We start from the raw sequence: 18,390 nt of genomic DNA on the forward strand, positions 1-18,390 counted from the left end.
TTCTGTTATCTCTTAAGATTGATGTGCTGGCTTCAACAAATCATTTACTGTTTTTACAGGATTAAAGGTAAGTAATGGAACCTCAACAAATACCGTAAGCCAATTATCCATAGCACCATTCCATAATCCAGGCAACTCATAAGCCTTGATATTTTGTCCCATGCAAATTTTATCTACAATAAAACCGCTGTTGTGATCTACAAACTGAGCTAAATTAAATTTCTCGTTTTTATAGTTTTTAATGCCGCAAACTAAGTCTACAGGATTAAAATGAGTGGCGGCATTATGAATTCTTTTTTGTTCTTTATCCGATAAATTTATTTGGGCACTTTCGACAATTTGCAACGAAATTCTACCTTCTTTATTCTGAACCCAAAAAGGACCGCCGCCTGGTTCTCCTTCATTTTTGACCATACCACATACGCGAATCGGTCTATTAAGCACTTCTTTTATAAAGGCTATTTTATCATCTACAGTGCCTTTTTCAAAATCATCAGGTACTTGCACATTTAATTTTTTTCTAAGGAAAACACCAATTTCTTGCACTTGTTCTTGACTTAAAACTGTTTCGTCAATTAGTCGCAAATAACTAAAAACTTGTTGTTGCAATTCAACCAAAATTCCCGCCAGTGCATTTTTATACAATGCAATTTTTTGGTTGTTATTATGAATCACATTGTCAATATTTTTTATAAAAATGACATCTGCGTTTAGTTCATTTAAATTTTGAATAAGTGCTCCATGACCGCCAGGTCTAAAAACCAATTCGCCATTTTCCTCACGAAAAGGTTTGTTTTCTGTATCAACGGCAAGAGAATCTGTGCTTTTGTTTTGATAGGAATATGTTACCTTAATTTTGGTATTTGTTTCCTCTTCAACCTTATGCTTTATAGAAGTAATTATTTCCTCAAAATGAGACTGGTGCGCTTCAGAAACCGTAAAATGCAAATTTGAGTTTCCATTAGAACTAGAATAATATCCACACTCATATAAATGCTCTTCTATTGGTGAAGCCACATTGGAAGCGTATTTATGAAAAGGCAAAATCCCTTTGGGTTTATTAGCAAAATCAAAAAAATCACTAGAGAGCAAGAATTTTACAAAATAATATTTTTTATAATCATTCTCTAAATCATCAAAATTGGGGAGTTCTGATCGCAACTTTGAATTTATTGCTTCAAAAAAAGGAAATTTCTCAAGTCCAACTAAGAATATAGAAAGTCGACTCGCTTTTTTTCGATTTATATAGGCATTTATCGTCTCGTTTTCTAAATCAAATTCTTCTAGGAATGCAATTAAAAACTTAAACATTCTTGTTGCGGCACCAGAGGCAGGAACAAATTTCAAAAGTATTAACGACTGCTTATTTTCCTCAAAAAACGCGGCTTTTTCTATAAAATCATTTTTAGACAATTTTAAAATTCCATTATTCAAACTCGCCGGCTGAATCAACTTTGTTTTGCAGATTCCATTTTGAATAAACTCTAACTGCTTTACTACTTGATCCACTGAAATTTCACGTTTATAAAGCTGTACAAAATCCACAGAAGAAAACCCATTTTCTTTAGCTTTTGTCAAATCATCTACGATTGCAATAGCCTTTTTAAGTCGCGATTCTTTATCGCCTGTCAAACGGATAAAAGGCTTATTATTGCTAATTAAAGACTGTTTAAAAACCTCAAAAACACTTTCTCGACCTTCTGGTTTGTCTCTTAAATCATCTTTTTCCCAAGGCACATCAATATCGGTAAGGAAAAACAAATCGTATTCATGTTCCTGAGCTGCTTTTTGCAACAAAGGATCACAATAATTATAATAAACATCAGAAAAAACTTTGGTGACCAACAAATTCGTATCGCAAAACAAGTATTTATTAGCAAGTGTTAGTTTCTCATTTTCTAATTGAACTTGACCATACGCTATAGGAAGCATATCGGACAGATCGCATATTTTTTGTTCTTTATTCCATTTTTCTTGCAGATAATCTCTTGCAAACTCAGGAGTCCAAACCGTATGATAATGTGCAGCAAGTTGTTTAGCTAATGTTGTTTTTCCGGTGCTTTCGGGACCAAACAAAGCTATTTTTATAACTGAACTTTTTTGTTGTCTAAGATCTTTTTCCATTCTAAATAGCCATAAACGGCAATAATTGTAAATACTATATACTGAAAACTGGTAAAAGTGTATCCTTTTGCCAAATATAAAGGAATAGAAAGCAAATCACCAGCAATCCAGAAAATCCAGTTTTCAATTTTTCTTTTGGCCATAAGCCACATTCCCACAAAAAATATGCCTGTTAATAAAGTATCTAAATAGGAATACCAACTGGTAAATTTATCAAAATAAAGATAAACGATTACCACAAAAACAAGGGTAGCAACAAAAATTAGTATTGCCATTCCTTTCTCTTTTTTTGTCATTACTGCTATTGGAAACTCCTCAACATCTTCTTTTTTTCGGGTCCAATGATACCAACCATAAATACTCATTATAAAATAATACACATTGATCATTGAGTCTCCCAACAAGCTCCATTGCCAAAGCAAATAAGCATAAATAGAAGTGCTAATTAATCCCGTGGGAAAAACTAAAATGTTATCTTTCTTCGCATACCAAACACTACATAAGCCAAAAAAAACAGCAATAAGTTCTAGATAAACTTCATGTACTGGATAATCATGATATTGTGCAAAAAAGTAATCAAACATGCTATTATATTATTTTGTTGGGTTAAAAAACGCTACATCATTTTCAAAAGCGGTTCCAATAACTACTAAATCAGCTCCCGCATCATAAGCATTTTGAATTCCTTGCAAACATACAATTCCGCCACCAACAATTAATGGTATTCCTATATTTCTAGAAACTGTTGTTATCATTTCTAAAGGAACCGAATATTTTGCACCACTTCCTGCTTCTAGATAGACCAATTTATTACCTAACATTTCTCCCGCTTGAGCTGTTGCCAAAGCCTTATCTATATTTTCTCTATCAATTGGTTTGGTTTTACTCACACGTTCTACCGCTGTTTCGCTTCCGCTTTCTATTAAAATATAACCTGTAGATATAATTTCGAGTTGGGTTTTCTTTAATAGCGGAGCTGCTTTTACTTGATGGGATATCAAATAATCTGGATTTCGTCCAGAGAGTAAAGAAAGAAACAAAATTCCATCGGCATGACTGGAAATTTGCGACGGGTTTCCGGGGAATAAAACAATGGGCAAATTACAGTTTAGTTTTATTTTTAAAATCAATTCGTCAAGAATATTATTTTCGACAAGACTTCCTCCAATAAAAAGATGAGTCGCCGGTGACTGATTAATTTTCAGAATCAATTCTTTAATATCTTCTAAAACTATTTTATCAGGATCCAGTAAAATCGCTAATAATTTGCGATTCTCTGATCTTGCCAAAAGTATTTGACCATATATATCCTTATCTTTATTTTTCATAATAAACGTAAAAGTATGCGTTTTTTTGAAAGTGAGCCAAACTTTAAGAAAACTTATCTTAGTTTTAGGAATCAAAAATGCGAGAATAACAACTGTATGATAAAAATAGAAATTTTAGAAAAATATGGCGCTTTTAGACGCCTTTATAAAAAATCAGAAATCATTTTCGAGAAGGATAAATTAGCCACACATTATTACCAAATCATTTCTGGCTCGGTAAAAATGAATAATTTTAACGATGAAGGTCGCGAATTTATTCAAGGTTTTTTTACTGTAAATCAATGTTTTGGTGAACCTCCTTTGTTTTTAGAAAGAACGTATCCCGCAAATGCTGAAGTAGTCGAAGAAGCTGAATTAATGTGTGTTTCTAAAGCTAACTTTCTTCAACTAATGGCTGAAAACCCCGAAGTTTCTATTATTATGATTGAAAATTTAGCGCAACGTTTGCATTACAAATCGGTAATGGCTGCTGAGATTTCTACTCAAGATTCAGAACACCGCCTTTTGCAATTATTTGATTATTCGATTACTTATTTTAATTTTAAAAAAGAAAATAATGGTTTCCATATTGATTTGACCCGACAACAAATGGGCGATTTAACGGGACTTCGCGTAGAAACTGTAATACGAACCATCAAAACATTAGAAAAAAAAGGAGAACTAAAAATCATTAATAGAAAAGTATATCGTTGATTTTCTGGTTTATGATATAGGTCATAAATAAACATATTGATATGTCTGTAAATTTGTAATAACAAAAAAATTTAACTATCATGTCACTATATCAAAAAACACTCGCTGATTTCAACAACAATTTTATTGGTTTTGCAACTTTAATCGTTATTGGACAAAGTTGTTTAGGTTCAGCTGCTGCAATGAATATCCTAAGAAACGGAACAAGTATTTTGCAAATGGGACAATTGGCAATTATTGTATTAATTTGCATGCTTGTTAATACGTCAATTTTAGCCCAGATGAAACATAAAGTAATTTTTAACTTGACTATCATCAGCGTTATTTCAAGTATTTTCTTTATTTTAATGAACACCTTAATTATCCGATGATAAAAGAAATTGAAAACCGAGAAGATCTAAAACTGTTAGTTAGCACTTTTTACGAAAAAATAAGAGCGGATCAGGAAATCGGTTTTTTCTTTAATGAAACCATTACCAATTGGGAAGAACATCTAGAAAAGTTGACCGATTTTTGGGAAATGAATATATTTGGTACTCGAAAATTTACTGGAAACCCAATCGTAGCGCATAACGCAGTAGATAAAAAATTCAACCAGCAGATTACGTCAAACATCTTTGGTATTTGGCTGAATATATGGTTTGCTACTATTGATGAATTGTTTGTAGGCGAAAATGCCGATGTTCTAAAACGTAGAGCGCAGAAAATGAGTACTTTTCTTTTTATGAATATTTTTGAGAGTCGCAGAAAAGTGTAATTACTTTCAATTTGAGATTACTTAAAAAAAATGCCACGAAGTCACAAAGACACGAAGCTTTTGATTATTTTGATTTATTAAAAAGTAAAGAATATTTTTTTTTTGCGCCTTTGTGCCTTTGTGGCGAAAACAAACTAAAGACTACTTAAAAATAATGCCGCCAAGACTCAAAGTCACTAAGCTTTTGATTATTTTGGTTTATAAAAACGTAAAGAATATTTTTTTTACGTATTTGTGCTTATGTGGTAAAAACAAACTGAAGAATACTTAAAAATAACGCCGCCAAGGCACAAAGACACGAAGCATTTGATTATTTTGATTTATAAAACGTAAAGAATATTTTTTTGCGTCTTTGTGCCTTTGTGGCAAAAAAAACTAAAGACCACTTAAAAGCAATTCCTCGAAGTCTCAAAGTCACTAAATTTAGGATTATCTTGATTTGTAAAACTAAAAGAAGTTGTGACTTTGTGTCTTTGCGGCAAAAAACGCTACGTAACTATTTTAAACATTTAGTTGAAAGGCATATACCAAAGTAAAACCTTCAATTTCCTCAAAATAGATTTTGAAATTTTTGATTAAGCGATCAAAATGCAATTCAGAAATAGCTTCTTTAGTTTCTAAGTCAAAAGCATTGACTTTGATGTGATTTTTGAAACTGATTCCTTTTTCGTTTCTGATTTTAAAAATAGCTTCTTTAGCACCCCAAATCACGGTTAATTTCCGAATATACTCTTCGTTATCGATTAAATACTGAAATTCCGAATCGCAGAATTTATCGGCTATTTTTATGATTTTATCACGTTGTAATTCCATGTCGATTCCCACGGTTTCGTCGCTTAGAATAATTGCCGAAAATTCATGTGAATGAGTGATTGAAATGTGCTTGCCATCTTTAAGATGTGGTTTTCCAAATTCATCATAGTACAGATCAAAATCGGTATAACCGGCCAAATGAAATAATTTGCGCACGCTGAGAAAAGCGCGTTGGTGCAATGGTGATTTCATTCCGGCTAATCGGATGCTGTTTTTTTCGTTTAAAACTACGGTATCCAAAAGTTCTTGGTAAGATTCTGTAATCTTCCAAACTAGAATTTGTGTTGTCGAATTAAAGGATATTGTCTTGAATAGTGGCATGTTAGTATCGTGATCCCTAGCCCCGATTGAAACGGCATCCTTTTATAATAGTAGGCTTCCAGCCTTCGAAAGGCTGGAAGCCTACTATTATAAAAGATACAGTGCAAAGCGGGAAATAGCTCCTTAAACTAAAAATAATTCAGTTTAAAAAAATTATTTTACTGATTTTTAAAAGATTACAAAATTAAACAATTCATAAATATTTAGGAATCCTTTTAAAGTCATAACTTTATTGCGTAATTTTGCAAAAAATTTACATTACAAATATACTATAAATGAGTACTACAACTATGCCTTTTGTGGCTTTCAAAGTAAAAGACATTTCTCTAGCGGCTTGGGGAAGAAAAGAAATTGAACTAGCTGAAGCTGAAATGCCAGGTTTAATGGCACTTCGTGCTGAATATAAAGACGAACAACCGCTTGCAGGTTCTCGTATTGCAGGATGTTTGCACATGACTATTCAAACTGCGGTTTTAATCGAAACATTAATCGCTCTTGGAGCTGAGGTTACTTGGTCTTCTTGTAACATTTTCTCTACGCAAGATCAAGCTGCTGCTGCAATCGCTGCTGCTGGAATTCAAGTTTACGCTTGGAAAGGTTTGAACGAAGAGGATTTTGACTGGTGTATCGAGCAAACCTTATTCTTTGGTGAAGATAGAAAACCATTGAACATGATTTTGGATGATGGTGGAGATTTAACCAACATGGTTATTGATCGTTACCCACATTTAGTAGCTGGAATCAAAGGATTGTCTGAAGAAACTACAACTGGAGTTCACAGACTTTACGAAAGAGTAAAAGCGGGAACATTGCCAATGCCTGCAATCAATGTTAATGACTCTGTTACTAAATCGAAATTTGACAACAAATACGGTTGTAAAGAATCTGCAGTTGATGCAGTTCGTCGTGCAACAGACATTATGCTTGCTGGAAAAAGAGTTGTTGTTTGCGGATATGGTGACGTAGGAAAAGGAACTGCGGCTTCTTTTAGAGGTGCTGGATCTATTGTAACCGTTACTGAAATTGACCCAATTTGTGCTTTACAAGCGGCAATGGACGGTTTTGAAGTTAAAAAATTAAATACTGTTGTTGCAAATGCTGATATCATCATTACAACTACTGGAAATAAAGATATCGTTCTTGGTTCTCACTTTGAACAAATGAAAGATAAAACGATCGTTTGTAACATCGGACACTTTGATAACGAAATCGACATGGCTTGGTTGAACAAAACTCACGGAGCGTCTAAAGTTGAAATCAAACCACAAGTAGACAAATATACTATCGCAGGAAAAGATATCCTTATCCTTGCTGAAGGTCGTTTGGTAAACTTAGGTTGCGCTACAGGTCACCCGAGTTTTGTAATGAGTAACTCTTTTACAAACCAAACTTTAGCTCAAATCGAATTGTGGAAAAACAGCGCGGCATACAACAATGACGTGTATATGTTACCTAAACATTTAGATGAAAAAGTGGCAGCTTTACACTTGGCTAAATTAGGAGTTGAATTAGAAACATTACGTGACGATCAAGCGGCTTACATTGGTGTAGAAGTTTCAGGTCCATTCAAACCAGAATATTACAGATACTAGTCTGATTTGTCATTCCGACAAAGGAGGAATTTTATTTTAGATTTAAACCCTTACATTAACTGAGCTAAATTCAGTTTGAATGTGAGGGTTTCTATTTTTAGTACTACAGAAACAAATAAGCGTATTTTATGAAAAACTTTTTATTTTTAGGCATTGCTATTCTCTTTGAGATTATTGCAACCTCAGCACTAAAAAAATCGGAAGAATTCAGTAAGTTAATTCCAAGTATCATTACAATTGTAGGTTATTGTGGTGCCTTTTACTTTTTGAGTTTTGCCATAAGAACCATTCCAATAGGAATTGCTTATGCAATCTGGTCTGGAGTTGGAATTGTTTTAATTACTATAATTGGTGCTGTTTTTTTTAAACAAATTCCAGATTTACCCGCAATCCTCGGTTTATCGCTAATTTTAATTGGCGTTATCATAATCAATGTTTTTTCAAAAACTACAGGACATTAATTGTATAAGTTTTAGCAGTGAATTTCAGATTTATATCTATTGATGATTTCTTGTTTTTGGGCAGTCCCTGCGTAAAAACTTCGGGTCGGGCTATTCGCTGTATCTTTTGTTCCGCTAAAGCTTCCCAAAAGGATGCCGCTGCTATCCCTTATGCAACCCACTGTTAATTCCTACAAAAAATAAACCTTAATGACAATTATACTTTTATATTCTTTTATATTTGAGGCTTATAAAAAAATATAAATTATGAAACTTCTATTAATTACAATAATAGCACTTTTAAGTACTCTTGCAACAAACGCACAATATTCTAGTGCTCAAAGACAAATGAATGCGGCGGTTCAAATGACAAGACAGCAAAACCTGATGTATATGCAAATACAACAACAGCAACTTATATTACAACATAACAGAAATAACACTCAAACAGCAGAAATTAAACTGAGTAAAGAGCAACGAAAAACTAAAAAACTAGAGCAAAAAATAATACAACTTACTGAAGAAAAAGCCAATTTAGAAATCACTAAAAACAATCTAAAAACTTCAGACGATAATAAATTAGCCAAAAACATTACTAAAACAGAAGAAAAAATAACTAAAGCTAAAACAAAACTAGAAACTTCGGAAACAAAAATAAAAACATATGAAGCTGAGATAGAAAAATTAAGAGTAGATAGAGAAGCTCTCACAAAAAAACAAGAGGAAGAAAAGGAATTAAAAAAAGAAGAAAAGGAATTAAAAATAAAACAAAAAGAAGCTAAAAAAGAATCCAAAAAAAATTAATATTGATGCCAATATAATATTGATCCTCGCAAAACCAGCTGTTTTTCGAGGATTTTTTTTGATTGATACTTATTTCTCATTAAACCTTTCTTGTTATTTGATATCTTAATGAGAATTAACTCTTGTACTATGTCAAAATCCTACGCCATTTTATTTTTTTTACTTTGTTCTTTATTTTCTCACGCTCAGGAAAAATACACTATCAAAGGGAAGGTAATCGGTGCAAATGACAAATTCCCATTAGAATCAGCTACGGTTTATTTCACAACCGTAAAAGATTCTACGATGTTAGAATATACCCTTACCGACAAAAATGGTAATTTTATACTAAGCGTAAAAAAACAAGAAAAGCCTGTTTTTCTAAAAGTAACCTATATGGGTTTTGAAACACATAAAGAACTTGTTCCGGAAATTAATGGCAACAGAGATTTTAATACTATTGCGCTTCCGGAATCGGCAAACATGCTTTCTGGTGTGACAATTATTACTGAAGAACCTCCGATACGCGTAAAAAATGATACTATTGAGTTTAAAGCTTCTTTATTCAAAGTTCGCCCAGACTCAAATGTAGAGACATTGCTCAAACAATTACCTGGTTTTGAAGTAGACAGTGATGGTAAAATTACCGTTAACGGAAAAGAAGTAAACCAAGTATTGGTCAACGGAAAACCATTTTTTGATCGCGATGGAGTGATGGCTTTAAAAAATTTACCAGCAGATATCATTAACAAAGTTCAGGTTTCCGACTATAAAACAAAAAAAGAAGAATATACAAAATCAGCTTCAAGCTCAGATAATGCCAGCATTAATTTAACAATTGACAAAGAAAAAAACAAAGGCTATTTTGGTAAATTCCTAGGCGGTTATGGTACCGATGATCGATACGAATCTAGTTTTATTGTCAATTTATTTGATAATAATAGAAAAATAAGCCTTTTAGGATCTTCAAATAACATTAATGCTCCAGGCTTCTCTATGGATGAGGTTTTTGATAATATGGGAGGAGGCAGAAACGCTAGAGGAAATACTTCAAAAAATGGAGCAAAAGGAATTACCAAATCAAACTTATTAGGGTTAAACTATTCGGATGAATGGATCAACGGTTTACAAACCTCGGCTAATTATAATTTTTCGAATACAGAAACCGATAATTTATACAAATCCAAAGCAATTAATTTCTTGCCTACAGGAAATTTTACAACGGAATCGGAATCGAAAACAAAAAATGATAACACGAGTCATAAAGCGGGTGTTGAATTAGAGTATAAAGCAATTCCAGGTATTCAAATATTTGCTGCACCAAAGTTTTCTAGTACTAAATCCGATAGTTATTCCGATTCTAGAAGTAATTCTACAGATGAAAATGGAACATTGACCAATGACTCGAAATCGAAATCAACCACTCAAAACGATTCTAATAATTTTCAGAACGCAATCAATTTCAACAAATCATTTGAAAAGAAAGCCAGAAATTTGAGTCTCGTATTCAACAATAACAACTCTAAATCAAATAGCAACGAATTAACCCAATCGGAGACAACCTATTATGCGACTCAGACAACTGACAATAGAAATCAAAACACCATTTCTGACAGTTCAAGCGATTCCTATGCTGCGGAAATAGAATACACAGAACCCGTAACCGATTCATTGCGTTTTAGAATAGGACTTGCGTATAATTTCAGCACTACAGCAAACGAAGTTCGAACCTATAATTTTAATTCTTTAAATGAATCGTATTCAGAGTTGAATGACTTACAATCTAATTATACTTCTTCAAAACAAAACAGTATTATTCCAAAAGCTGGAATTCGATTTGAAAAAAATAATTTCACAGTCGATATTAATTCGTCCTCTTCTATTGTTCAATATGACAATTATTCTAATTATTTAAACCAAGCAACCGATCTCAACAAAAAATACATTTTACCCAATGTTAGCGGACAAGTAAGATATAAATTCGATCGCTCAAAAGCACTTACAACGAGATATAACTACTCGGTTTCATTACCGTCTTCCAATCAATTACTTCCTGTTGTAAATCTTTCTAATCCGCTGAATACGGTCATTGGTAACCCTGATTTAAAACCAAACGAGAAGCACAGCGCGAATATTAATTATAGAAATTTTGATTTCCGTACGCGTTCTGGATATTCTATTTTTGCTAATGCAGACTTTTACAGCAGTGAAATTATATCGTCCTCCGTTTACGATGCCAATAGGAAGAGAACAACTACTTACGAAAACATATCTGGAACTTATGTTATTTCTGGAGGAGGAAGTTGGAACAAATCAATCAAACAAGAAGCAAATTTATTGCGATATGGCATTTCAATGAATGCCAATTTTTCAACTTCAAAAGGCTTTACTGACGGTGTTTTGTTTGACGCAACCTCGACAGGAATAAGTCCTAGAGTATATGTAAACTACGATTACGGAGAATTTTTCACAGTAGCACCTTCATATAATTTCTCTTATAACGAAACCCAATATGATAATTATCTGACCAAATCAAGTTCAAATGTCGTTCATCGATTAAACATACAAACTACTAGCTATTGGCCAAACAATTGGACGTGGGGAAATGATTTTGGTTATACTTACAACTCTAAACTTTCGTCTGAATTTAAAAAGGATTTTTATCTCTGGAACACCAGTTTATCGTATACTTTTTTTGATAAAAATTTCATCGCAAAAGTCAAAGTCTATGACTTACTAAATCAAAATCAGAGTAGTACCAGAACAATCTCAGCAACCACAATACGCGATGATGAAAACACAATTTTAAAGCGATATGCTATTTTCTCATTAACCTACAAAATACAAGATTTTTCAGGAATGAAAAATCCTCCAGGAGGCAAAAATGGTGAAGGTCGAGGAAACAGAGCGGTGCCAATAGACATGTAATAATTATTAATTCAGATAATTGCAAAAACAAAGCCCTTGATTTTTCATCTCAAGGGCTTTGCTTATTTTTACTACTATGGGAATGTTTTTATTTTCTTTTTTGAGCAAAAAAGCGTTTCATTAAATCAGCTGCTTCATCAGCTAAAATTCCAGAAACAATAGTAGTTTTAGGATGCAGCTTTGTTCCCATTTTTACAAAACCACGATTTTCATCGCTAGCGCCATACACAATTTTAGAAATCTGGCTCCAGTACAAAGCACCGGCACACATTTGACAGGGTTCAAGCGTAACATAAAGTGTACATCCTATTAAATATTTTCCTCCCAAGAAATTAGCCGCCGCAGTAATAGATTGCATTTCCGCATGAGCAGTTACATCATTTAGTAACTCAGTCAAATTATGACTTCGAGCGATAATCTTATTATCAATTACTATAATAGCGCCTACAGGAATTTCATCTTTATCAAAAGCCATTTCTGCTTCCTGTAAAGCTTTTTTCATGAAATATTCGTCGTTAAAAGGATTTATCATAGTGTTTAATTCGTAGTACGATATAAGCGATAGCTTTCTAAACTATATATTGTGGTTTTTAGGATTTTGTGACGTTGAAAAAACATCTAGAATATAAATTCTATGTTCTTCAATTCGGTATACTATTTTGAAATTCCATTTCGGGAAAAAGCGAATTGCTTCTGAATTAAACAATGGTTCTATTGGATTTTTTTCAGGGAATAAATTTAGCTTATCACCTAAATCAAATAAGGTTTCTACAACTAAATCCGCGTTTTGCGGGCTTTTAGTGTAGATATAGTTATAACTATTTCGAATAGATTCTATTGCATTTGGAGACCAAATAACCGGCTTCACTTTTTAATGATTTTTTTTCGAGCTTCCTCAGATGAATACCCTGCTTCTCCTGCATCCGAAAGCTTCATAATTTCACTTAAGTGACTTTTATATTGATTTATAGTTAACGACTCTCCACTTGTAGAATAAGTATAAATATCATTATTTAGTAAATCTTCTATTTTATTTAATAACTGTACATTTTCAATATCTAATATTCTGTGCACAATATTTCTGCGTTGGATTTCTACATTCATAGTAACTGAATTTATTTCAAAGTTATAAAAAAAATCCGTTAATAAACCGATAGAAAAATCGAATGCGGTTGCAAATACAGAATGTAAATTTACAATTTGCGGAATTTATTATTTAAAACCGTAAATTCGCTTTTTATATTCTAATGAAAAACAACTTACTCCAAAACATAAATTCTCCATCCGATTTGCGCTTAATCGATGAGGCTCAGCTTCCTGAAGTTGCGCGAGAACTACGTAATTTTATCATCGATATTATAGCGGTAAAAGAAGGTCATCTAGGTGCCAGTTTAGGTGTAGTAGAACTTACTATCGCCTTGCATTATGTTTTTGACACGCCAAATGATTTATTAGTTTGGGATGTGGGTCACCAAGCTTACGGACACAAAATACTTACTGGTCGAAGAGATGATTTTCACACTAACAGACAATTAGGCGGGATTTCCGGTTTCCCAAAAAGAGACGAAAGTATTTACGATACTTTTGGCGTAGGCCACTCCTCTACTTCTATTTCTGCCGCTTTAGGAATGGCAATCGCTTCTAATTTGAAAGGAGATTTCGAGAAACAACATATTGCAGTAATTGGTGATGCATCAATTGCGTCCGGAATGGCTTTTGAAGGATTGAATCATGCCGGAGTTACAGATGCTAATTTATTAGTGATTTTAAATGACAATGCTATTGGAATTGATCCCAGTGTTGGTGCCCTAAAAAAATATCTCACTGCCGTAAAAGAAGGAAAAAATCCGAGACAGAATAACATGATCAAATCCTTGAATTTTGATTATTCAGGTCCTATTGATGGCCATGATATTTTTGCCGTAATCAAGGAATTAAAACGTTTACAAAAAATAAAAGGTCCTAAATTCCTTCACGTTATTACCACAAAAGGAAAAGGACTAAAACAAGCAGAAGAAGATCAGGTAAAATACCATGCACCAGGCAAATTTGACGCTTCTACTGGTGAAATATATATAAAAGCAGAGGAAAATCTTCCTCCAAAATACCAAGATGTTTTTGGCTTGACCGTATTAGATTTAGCCCGAAAGAACGAAAAAATAATTGGAATTACTCCAGCAATGCCATCGGGAAGTTCCTTAAATTTTATGATGAAGGAATTTCCAAAACGCGCTTTTGATGTAGGAATTGCAGAACAACACGCTGTCACGCTTGCCGCCGGAATGGCTACACAAGGAATGATTGTGTACTGCAACATTTATTCTACATTTTTACAAAGAGCGTATGATCAAGTCATTCATGATGTCGCTTTACAAAACTTACCGGTTATTTTTTGTTTAGACAGAGCGGGTTTAGTCGGTGAAGATGGCGCTACGCATCATGGCGTTTTTGATATCGCTTATTTGCGTTGCATTCCAAACATGATTATTTACGCTCCAAGAAATGAAATTGAATTGCAAAATATATTATACACTGCCCAATTAGGATTAAAACATCCTATTGCTATTCGATATCCGCGCGGTCGTGGTGTAATTCCGGATTGGCAAAAAAATTATCAAGGAATTTACCAAGCAATAGAAATCGGTAAAAGTGACTGTCTAAAGCAAGGTTCTAAAATTGCTATTTTGTCTAATGGAACTATTTGCAACAACGTTACTTTGGCTATTGCCAAAACAAAAAATCCAGAACAGCTAGCACATTATGATTTTCCATTTGTAAAACCACTCGATGAAAATCAATTGCATTCTATCTTTAAAAAATTCAAAACGATCATCACAATTGAAGATGGGACAGTTATTGGAGGTTTTGGTAGTGCAATTCTTGAATTTGCCTCAACAAACCATTATTCATCACAAATTACCACTCTTGGCATTCCAGATGAATTTATTCAGCATGGAAATGTAGCCGAATTGCAACAATATTGTAAAATAGACGTTAAAAGTCTCGAAATACTTTTTTCAAACTTTTAAAATATTTATTTTGCGCCGTTAAATACAATCACTCCCAAATGAAGTTATTAACCTACACTTTACTCTTTTTTATCTGCACTTTTTCTATAAAATGTTTTTCTCAGGACTCTACAAAAGTATATATATTTGATACCTTAAGACCTGCTACAAAAAAAATGATTGTAGCTAAACCTTCTATAAAGTATTTTAAAATTAGAACAAAAACCCATTATATTCCTTTGACGTATTGGAACAAAAAAAACACATTGGGTTTTGACATTTCCGAAGTAGCTTTTTTTAATTGGAATGCAGGAGGAACAAGTTCGATTTCCGGTTTATTAAAAGGGAATTTTATAAGAAACTACAGAAGAAGCAATTACAACTGGTCTAACGAGTTAATTTTTAGATACGGTGTAAACAAGCAAGACGGACAAGGTCTTAAGAAAACAGACGATGCCATGAAATTAAACTCTACTTTTGGATATCGAAAAGACACGCTCTCCAACTGGTTTCATTCTGCTAAATTTAATTTTAACACGCAATTCACCAACGGTTATGCTTATCCTAATACCGATAGAGCTATATCGAAACCATTTGCTCCAGCGTATATTTTTATGGGAATTGGTGCTGAAAACATTAATGTAGAAAAAAATAGAACTTTTTATATTTCGCCATTTACCTTCAAAACTACTTTGGTTTTAGACCAATCTTTGGCCAATCAAGGTGCTTTTGGGGTTGATAAAGCTACTTATGATCTAGACAAAAATCTTATAAGTGAAGGAAAAAAATCGAAAATGGAACTTGGTTTTCTAATCACTGGAAAATACCGAAAAGAAGTTTTTAAAAATATAATATTAGAGAATCGAGTGAGTTTGTATTCGGATTATATTAATCGTTTTGGAAATGTAGATATCGATTATGATTTGCAAATAGAGCTTGTCGTAAATCAATATGTAAAAGCCAACATAGGCGCTCACGTAATTTATGATGATGATATTAAATCTAAAAAAGAAGTAGCAGGAATTCAAATCACTCAAGGCCCAAGAACCCAAATAAGGCAAGCCATAGGTGTTGGTTTAGAATATGTGTTTTAATAAAAAAGTCCTGATAAAAATCAGGACTTTTTTATATCGTTACAGTAAAGTATTAATTAGTTTTTTACAGCGGTTATTGTTTTATAAAACAAAAGCGCATTTCCATCTGTAAGCATCGAAATAAAATGACAAATGTGTAATAATCTTTCGTAAACATTCTCTTTCTCTAAATGGTGTTTCTCAGGCAATAATTTTAAAATTAAGGAATCGTAGTTAGATTCCGTTTCATTAAATCTATTATTATAAGCCGTTATAAATTTATCTAAAAGAGTTTGAATAATTTGATATCCTACAATTTCTTTCTCTATTACTTCTCTACTCTGATAAATATTATTAACGCTAATCTTAATAATATCATCCATCTGGACTTTGTATTTGCTTTTATCCATCAACGAATAAGGGAACTTACCATTTAGGATTGCTTCCTCATTAGCTACAAAAACACTCACTGCATCATTAATTAAACTGCCAATTGCCAAAGCACGCAAATAACTAATGCGATCCTCTTTCGTGGTTAGTGTTTTATATTTTGATGTGTCGATACTGTCCTTTACTAATTTAATTAGATATTCTAACGCAAAATCTTCAGATACCAATCCTAAGTTTATTCCGTCTTCAAAATCTATGATGGTGTAACAAATATCATCTGCTGCTTCTACCAAATAAGCTAAAGGATGTCTTTCGTAACCAATATCATCTCCTGATTTATTGGGAATCATACCCATGTCGGCGGCTACTTCCTGAAAAAAGTTTTTATCGGTCTGAAAGAAACCATATTTTTTATCTGCAATATTCTTCGTTGGTTTTTTAGGCAAGCTTTCTTTTGGGTATTTCATAAAAGCGCCCAAAGTAGCGTATGAAATTCGCAATCCGCCTTCAATTCCGGGACGACTGGCTGTTAAAACGGAGAAACCATTTGCATTCCCTTCAAAATCTATTAAATCTTGCCATTCTTTATTAGAAACTTGTCCCTTGTATTTTTGGCCGTTCCCAATTGAGAAATATTCTCCTATTGCTTTTTCACCAGAATGCCCAAAAGGTGGATTTCCAATATCATGTGCCAAAGAAGCTGCTGCTACAATAGCTCCAAAGTCATTCATGTGAAAACCATGTACTTCTTTAAGATGCGGATATTTTTCAATAATTTTTTTACCAACTAGTCTTCCTAAAGAACGTCCCACAACTGAAACTTCTAAACTGTGCGTCAAACGCGTGTGTACAAAGTCAGTTTTAGAAAGTGGAATGACTTGTGTCTTGTCCTGCAAACTTCTAAATGCTGCCGAAAAAACGATTCGATCATAATCTACTTCAAAACCCAAACGTGTGTCATCTTGTTCTACACGCAATCTTTTGCCTTTGTCGCCTTGTCTTCTTAGTGATAAAAGTTGTTCCCAGTTCATTTTGTGATGGATATATTATGCTGAATTTATAAGGAGCGAATATAAAGAAAAAGTAAGAAGCGGAAATAAAAAAAGCTGCCAAAAATGACAGCTATAGCGCTTAAAAATATATATTATTTTTCTTAAAGTTTCATTTTTGCCGCAAACTCATGTTTCTTTACCACATAAGTAACTGATAATGTATCGTGCCAACCTCTTCCATTATCATTAAGAAAAGTAAAAGCTTCAAAAGCAATCATTCGAACTAGAGTTCTAATAATTACACTTTTCATATTCGGTTTATTGCCGTTATGCTTTACGACTAAAGTTTTAGTAAAATATTTACCAAATGTTCTGGATAAATACATTTCCATTATAGCGTAATAAAAGAATAAAACTACCAGACCAAAAATGATATTTTCAATTAGAGTTAGAGATATAATCCACTCAGAAAGTTTAAAATTACCCGTTAATTCTCCCAGTATATTTATGGCTGCACCAATTCCCATTGTAAGTAAGTAAACAATAAACAAATCGATTATACAGTTTAAAAATCGTTGTCCTTTAGAAGCTAAAAGATCTTCAGTAATCATAAATTCTTTAGTTTCCATTTTTGTTTTTTTTTAGGAGAGTAGATTTTATAGGATGCTACATTTCTCAAATATAGCGAATTAATGTGGCTTTAGTATCAATATTGACAGACAATACTAGCCAACGGTAGTGAAAATTCAGATTTATTTACAAAAGAAGATTATAAAATCAAAGGAGCAAAACCGAGCTGCTTAATTATTCGTTTTTTCAAATAATCTCATTTTATTTAAAATACTATAATTTTCATTCGAACCAAAAAATTCAAGAAAAGCATTTCTATCTTCAAGAAAATTATCTCTACATATACTTTTAGTATGATCAATATAGGTCTTTGCTTTTACTATACAGTGTTTTTGCAAAACATTCATTAAAAGACTATCTGCAATGAACAAACGATTGAATTCTATACAAAAGGCTAAGAAAAAATCCTCGATCACACTGGCTTGTTTCGAATTTATAACCAAATCATTGGTACACGTAGAATATATTAAACGTAAAATATTCGTGCTAACTTTTTTAGTATATTGAATTGCTTTCAT

The 18,390-nt window shown here is 32.8% G+C and carries 19 protein-coding genes; 9 read left to right on the top strand and 10 right to left on the bottom strand.

What is annotated here, in order from left to right:
- Positions 1–12: 12 nt before the first annotated feature.
- The 3 genes from MW871_RS10035 to MW871_RS10045 are packed head-to-tail and all read right to left on the bottom strand — an operon-like array spanning position 13 to position 3,452.
- Positions 13–2,124, bottom strand: a complete 2,112-nt coding sequence (locus tag MW871_RS10035; protein WP_248428418.1) for a DUF4301 family protein — start codon at positions 2,122–2,124, stop codon at positions 13–15.
- Positions 2,085–2,708 carry a nicotinamide riboside transporter PnuC gene (gene pnuC, locus MW871_RS10040; protein ID WP_210644705.1) on the bottom strand — a complete coding sequence of 208 codons (624 nt, stop codon included), beginning with the start codon at positions 2,706–2,708 and terminating at the stop codon, positions 2,085–2,087. Before pnuC ends, MW871_RS10035 begins: the two co-directional genes overlap by 40 nt.
- A 9-nt stretch (positions 2,709–2,717) precedes the next feature.
- Positions 2,718–3,452, bottom strand: a complete 735-nt coding sequence (locus MW871_RS10045) for a phosphoglycerol geranylgeranyltransferase (protein WP_248428419.1) — start codon at positions 3,450–3,452, stop codon at positions 2,718–2,720.
- A gap of 96 nt (positions 3,453–3,548) precedes the next feature.
- Between MW871_RS10045 and MW871_RS10050 the strand changes: the two genes are divergently transcribed.
- The 3 genes from MW871_RS10050 (at position 3,549) to MW871_RS10060 (ending at position 4,902) form a co-directional block, all read left to right on the top strand.
- Positions 3,549–4,145, top strand: coding sequence for a Crp/Fnr family transcriptional regulator (locus tag MW871_RS10050; RefSeq protein ID WP_248428420.1), 597 nt, complete (start codon positions 3,549–3,551; stop codon positions 4,143–4,145).
- An 80-nt stretch (positions 4,146–4,225) separates the two neighbouring features.
- Complete coding sequence (locus MW871_RS10055; protein WP_188048944.1) at positions 4,226–4,516, top strand: hypothetical protein; 291 nt, start codon at positions 4,226–4,228, stop codon at positions 4,514–4,516.
- Positions 4,513–4,902, top strand: coding sequence for a group III truncated hemoglobin (locus MW871_RS10060; RefSeq protein WP_188048945.1), 390 nt, complete (start codon positions 4,513–4,515; stop codon positions 4,900–4,902). The genes MW871_RS10055 and MW871_RS10060 overlap by 4 nt, the downstream gene beginning before the upstream one ends.
- A 501-nt stretch (positions 4,903–5,403) precedes the next feature.
- Here MW871_RS10060 and MW871_RS10065 read toward each other — a convergent pair.
- On the bottom strand, positions 5,404–6,036 hold the full coding sequence (locus MW871_RS10065; protein ID WP_248428421.1) for a 4'-phosphopantetheinyl transferase family protein: 633 nt from the start codon (positions 6,034–6,036) through the stop codon (positions 5,404–5,406).
- Positions 6,037–6,311: 275 nt separating this feature from the next.
- On the opposite strand from MW871_RS10065, the gene ahcY reads away from it, so the two are divergent.
- The 4 genes from ahcY (at position 6,312) to MW871_RS10085 (ending at position 11,779) form a co-directional block, all read left to right on the top strand.
- Positions 6,312–7,628, top strand: coding sequence for an adenosylhomocysteinase (gene ahcY / locus MW871_RS10070; protein WP_188048947.1), 1,317 nt, complete (start codon positions 6,312–6,314; stop codon positions 7,626–7,628).
- A 128-nt stretch (positions 7,629–7,756) separates the two neighbouring features.
- Entirely contained in the window at positions 7,757–8,089 is a 333-nt protein-coding gene (locus MW871_RS10075; RefSeq protein WP_248428422.1) for a DMT family transporter, read from the top strand.
- A gap of 246 nt (positions 8,090–8,335) precedes the next feature.
- The gene (locus MW871_RS10080; RefSeq protein WP_210644715.1) at positions 8,336–8,872 is read left to right on the top strand and encodes a hypothetical protein; all 537 of its coding nucleotides are present in this window, start codon (positions 8,336–8,338) and stop codon (positions 8,870–8,872) included.
- Between the two features lie 129 nt (positions 8,873–9,001).
- Positions 9,002–11,779, top strand: a complete 2,778-nt coding sequence (locus MW871_RS10085; RefSeq protein WP_248428423.1) for an outer membrane beta-barrel protein — start codon at positions 9,002–9,004, stop codon at positions 11,777–11,779.
- Positions 11,780–11,867: 88 nt separating this feature from the next.
- Here the strand turns inward: MW871_RS10085 and MW871_RS10090 are convergent, their stop codons facing one another.
- From MW871_RS10090 to MW871_RS10100, 3 genes are read right to left on the bottom strand one after another with little or no spacing between them, the layout of a single operon-like run.
- Positions 11,868–12,311, bottom strand: a complete 444-nt coding sequence (locus MW871_RS10090) for a nucleoside deaminase (RefSeq protein WP_248428424.1) — start codon at positions 12,309–12,311, stop codon at positions 11,868–11,870.
- 42 nt (positions 12,312–12,353) lie between these two features.
- Complete coding sequence (locus tag MW871_RS10095; protein WP_248428425.1) at positions 12,354–12,647, bottom strand: type II toxin-antitoxin system RelE/ParE family toxin; 294 nt, start codon at positions 12,645–12,647, stop codon at positions 12,354–12,356.
- Positions 12,644–12,883: a hypothetical protein gene (locus MW871_RS10100; protein ID WP_188048952.1), complete on the bottom strand. Its 240-nt coding sequence runs from the start codon at positions 12,881–12,883 to the stop codon at positions 12,644–12,646. Before MW871_RS10100 ends, MW871_RS10095 begins: the two co-directional genes overlap by 4 nt.
- Positions 12,884–13,026: 143 nt before the next feature.
- On the opposite strand from MW871_RS10100, the gene MW871_RS10105 reads away from it, so the two are divergent.
- Positions 13,027–14,808 (top strand): 1-deoxy-D-xylulose-5-phosphate synthase, encoded by a 1,782-nt coding sequence (locus MW871_RS10105; RefSeq protein WP_248428426.1) that lies wholly within the window; start codon positions 13,027–13,029, stop codon positions 14,806–14,808.
- Between the two features lie 38 nt (positions 14,809–14,846).
- Entirely contained in the window at positions 14,847–15,881 is a 1,035-nt protein-coding gene (locus MW871_RS10110) for a DUF3078 domain-containing protein (RefSeq protein ID WP_188048954.1), read from the top strand.
- A 56-nt stretch (positions 15,882–15,937) separates the two neighbouring features.
- On the opposite strand, the gene MW871_RS10115 is transcribed toward MW871_RS10110, so the two are convergent.
- The 3 genes from MW871_RS10115 to MW871_RS10125 all read right to left on the bottom strand — a co-directional run bounded on the left by MW871_RS10115 (position 15,938) and on the right by MW871_RS10125 (position 18,390).
- A complete protein-coding gene (locus MW871_RS10115; RefSeq protein ID WP_248428427.1) occupies positions 15,938–17,281 on the bottom strand; it encodes a deoxyguanosinetriphosphate triphosphohydrolase in 1,344 nt (447 codons plus the stop codon).
- A gap of 122 nt (positions 17,282–17,403) precedes the next feature.
- Complete coding sequence (locus MW871_RS10120) at positions 17,404–17,871, bottom strand: RDD family protein (RefSeq protein ID WP_188048956.1); 468 nt, start codon at positions 17,869–17,871, stop codon at positions 17,404–17,406.
- A gap of 171 nt (positions 17,872–18,042) precedes the next feature.
- Positions 18,043–18,390, bottom strand: a complete 348-nt coding sequence (locus MW871_RS10125; protein ID WP_188048957.1) for a hypothetical protein — start codon at positions 18,388–18,390, stop codon at positions 18,043–18,045.

Source organism: Flavobacterium pygoscelis (assembly GCF_023162025.1).
Classification (GTDB): Bacteria; Bacteroidota; Bacteroidia; order Flavobacteriales; family Flavobacteriaceae; genus Flavobacterium; species Flavobacterium pygoscelis.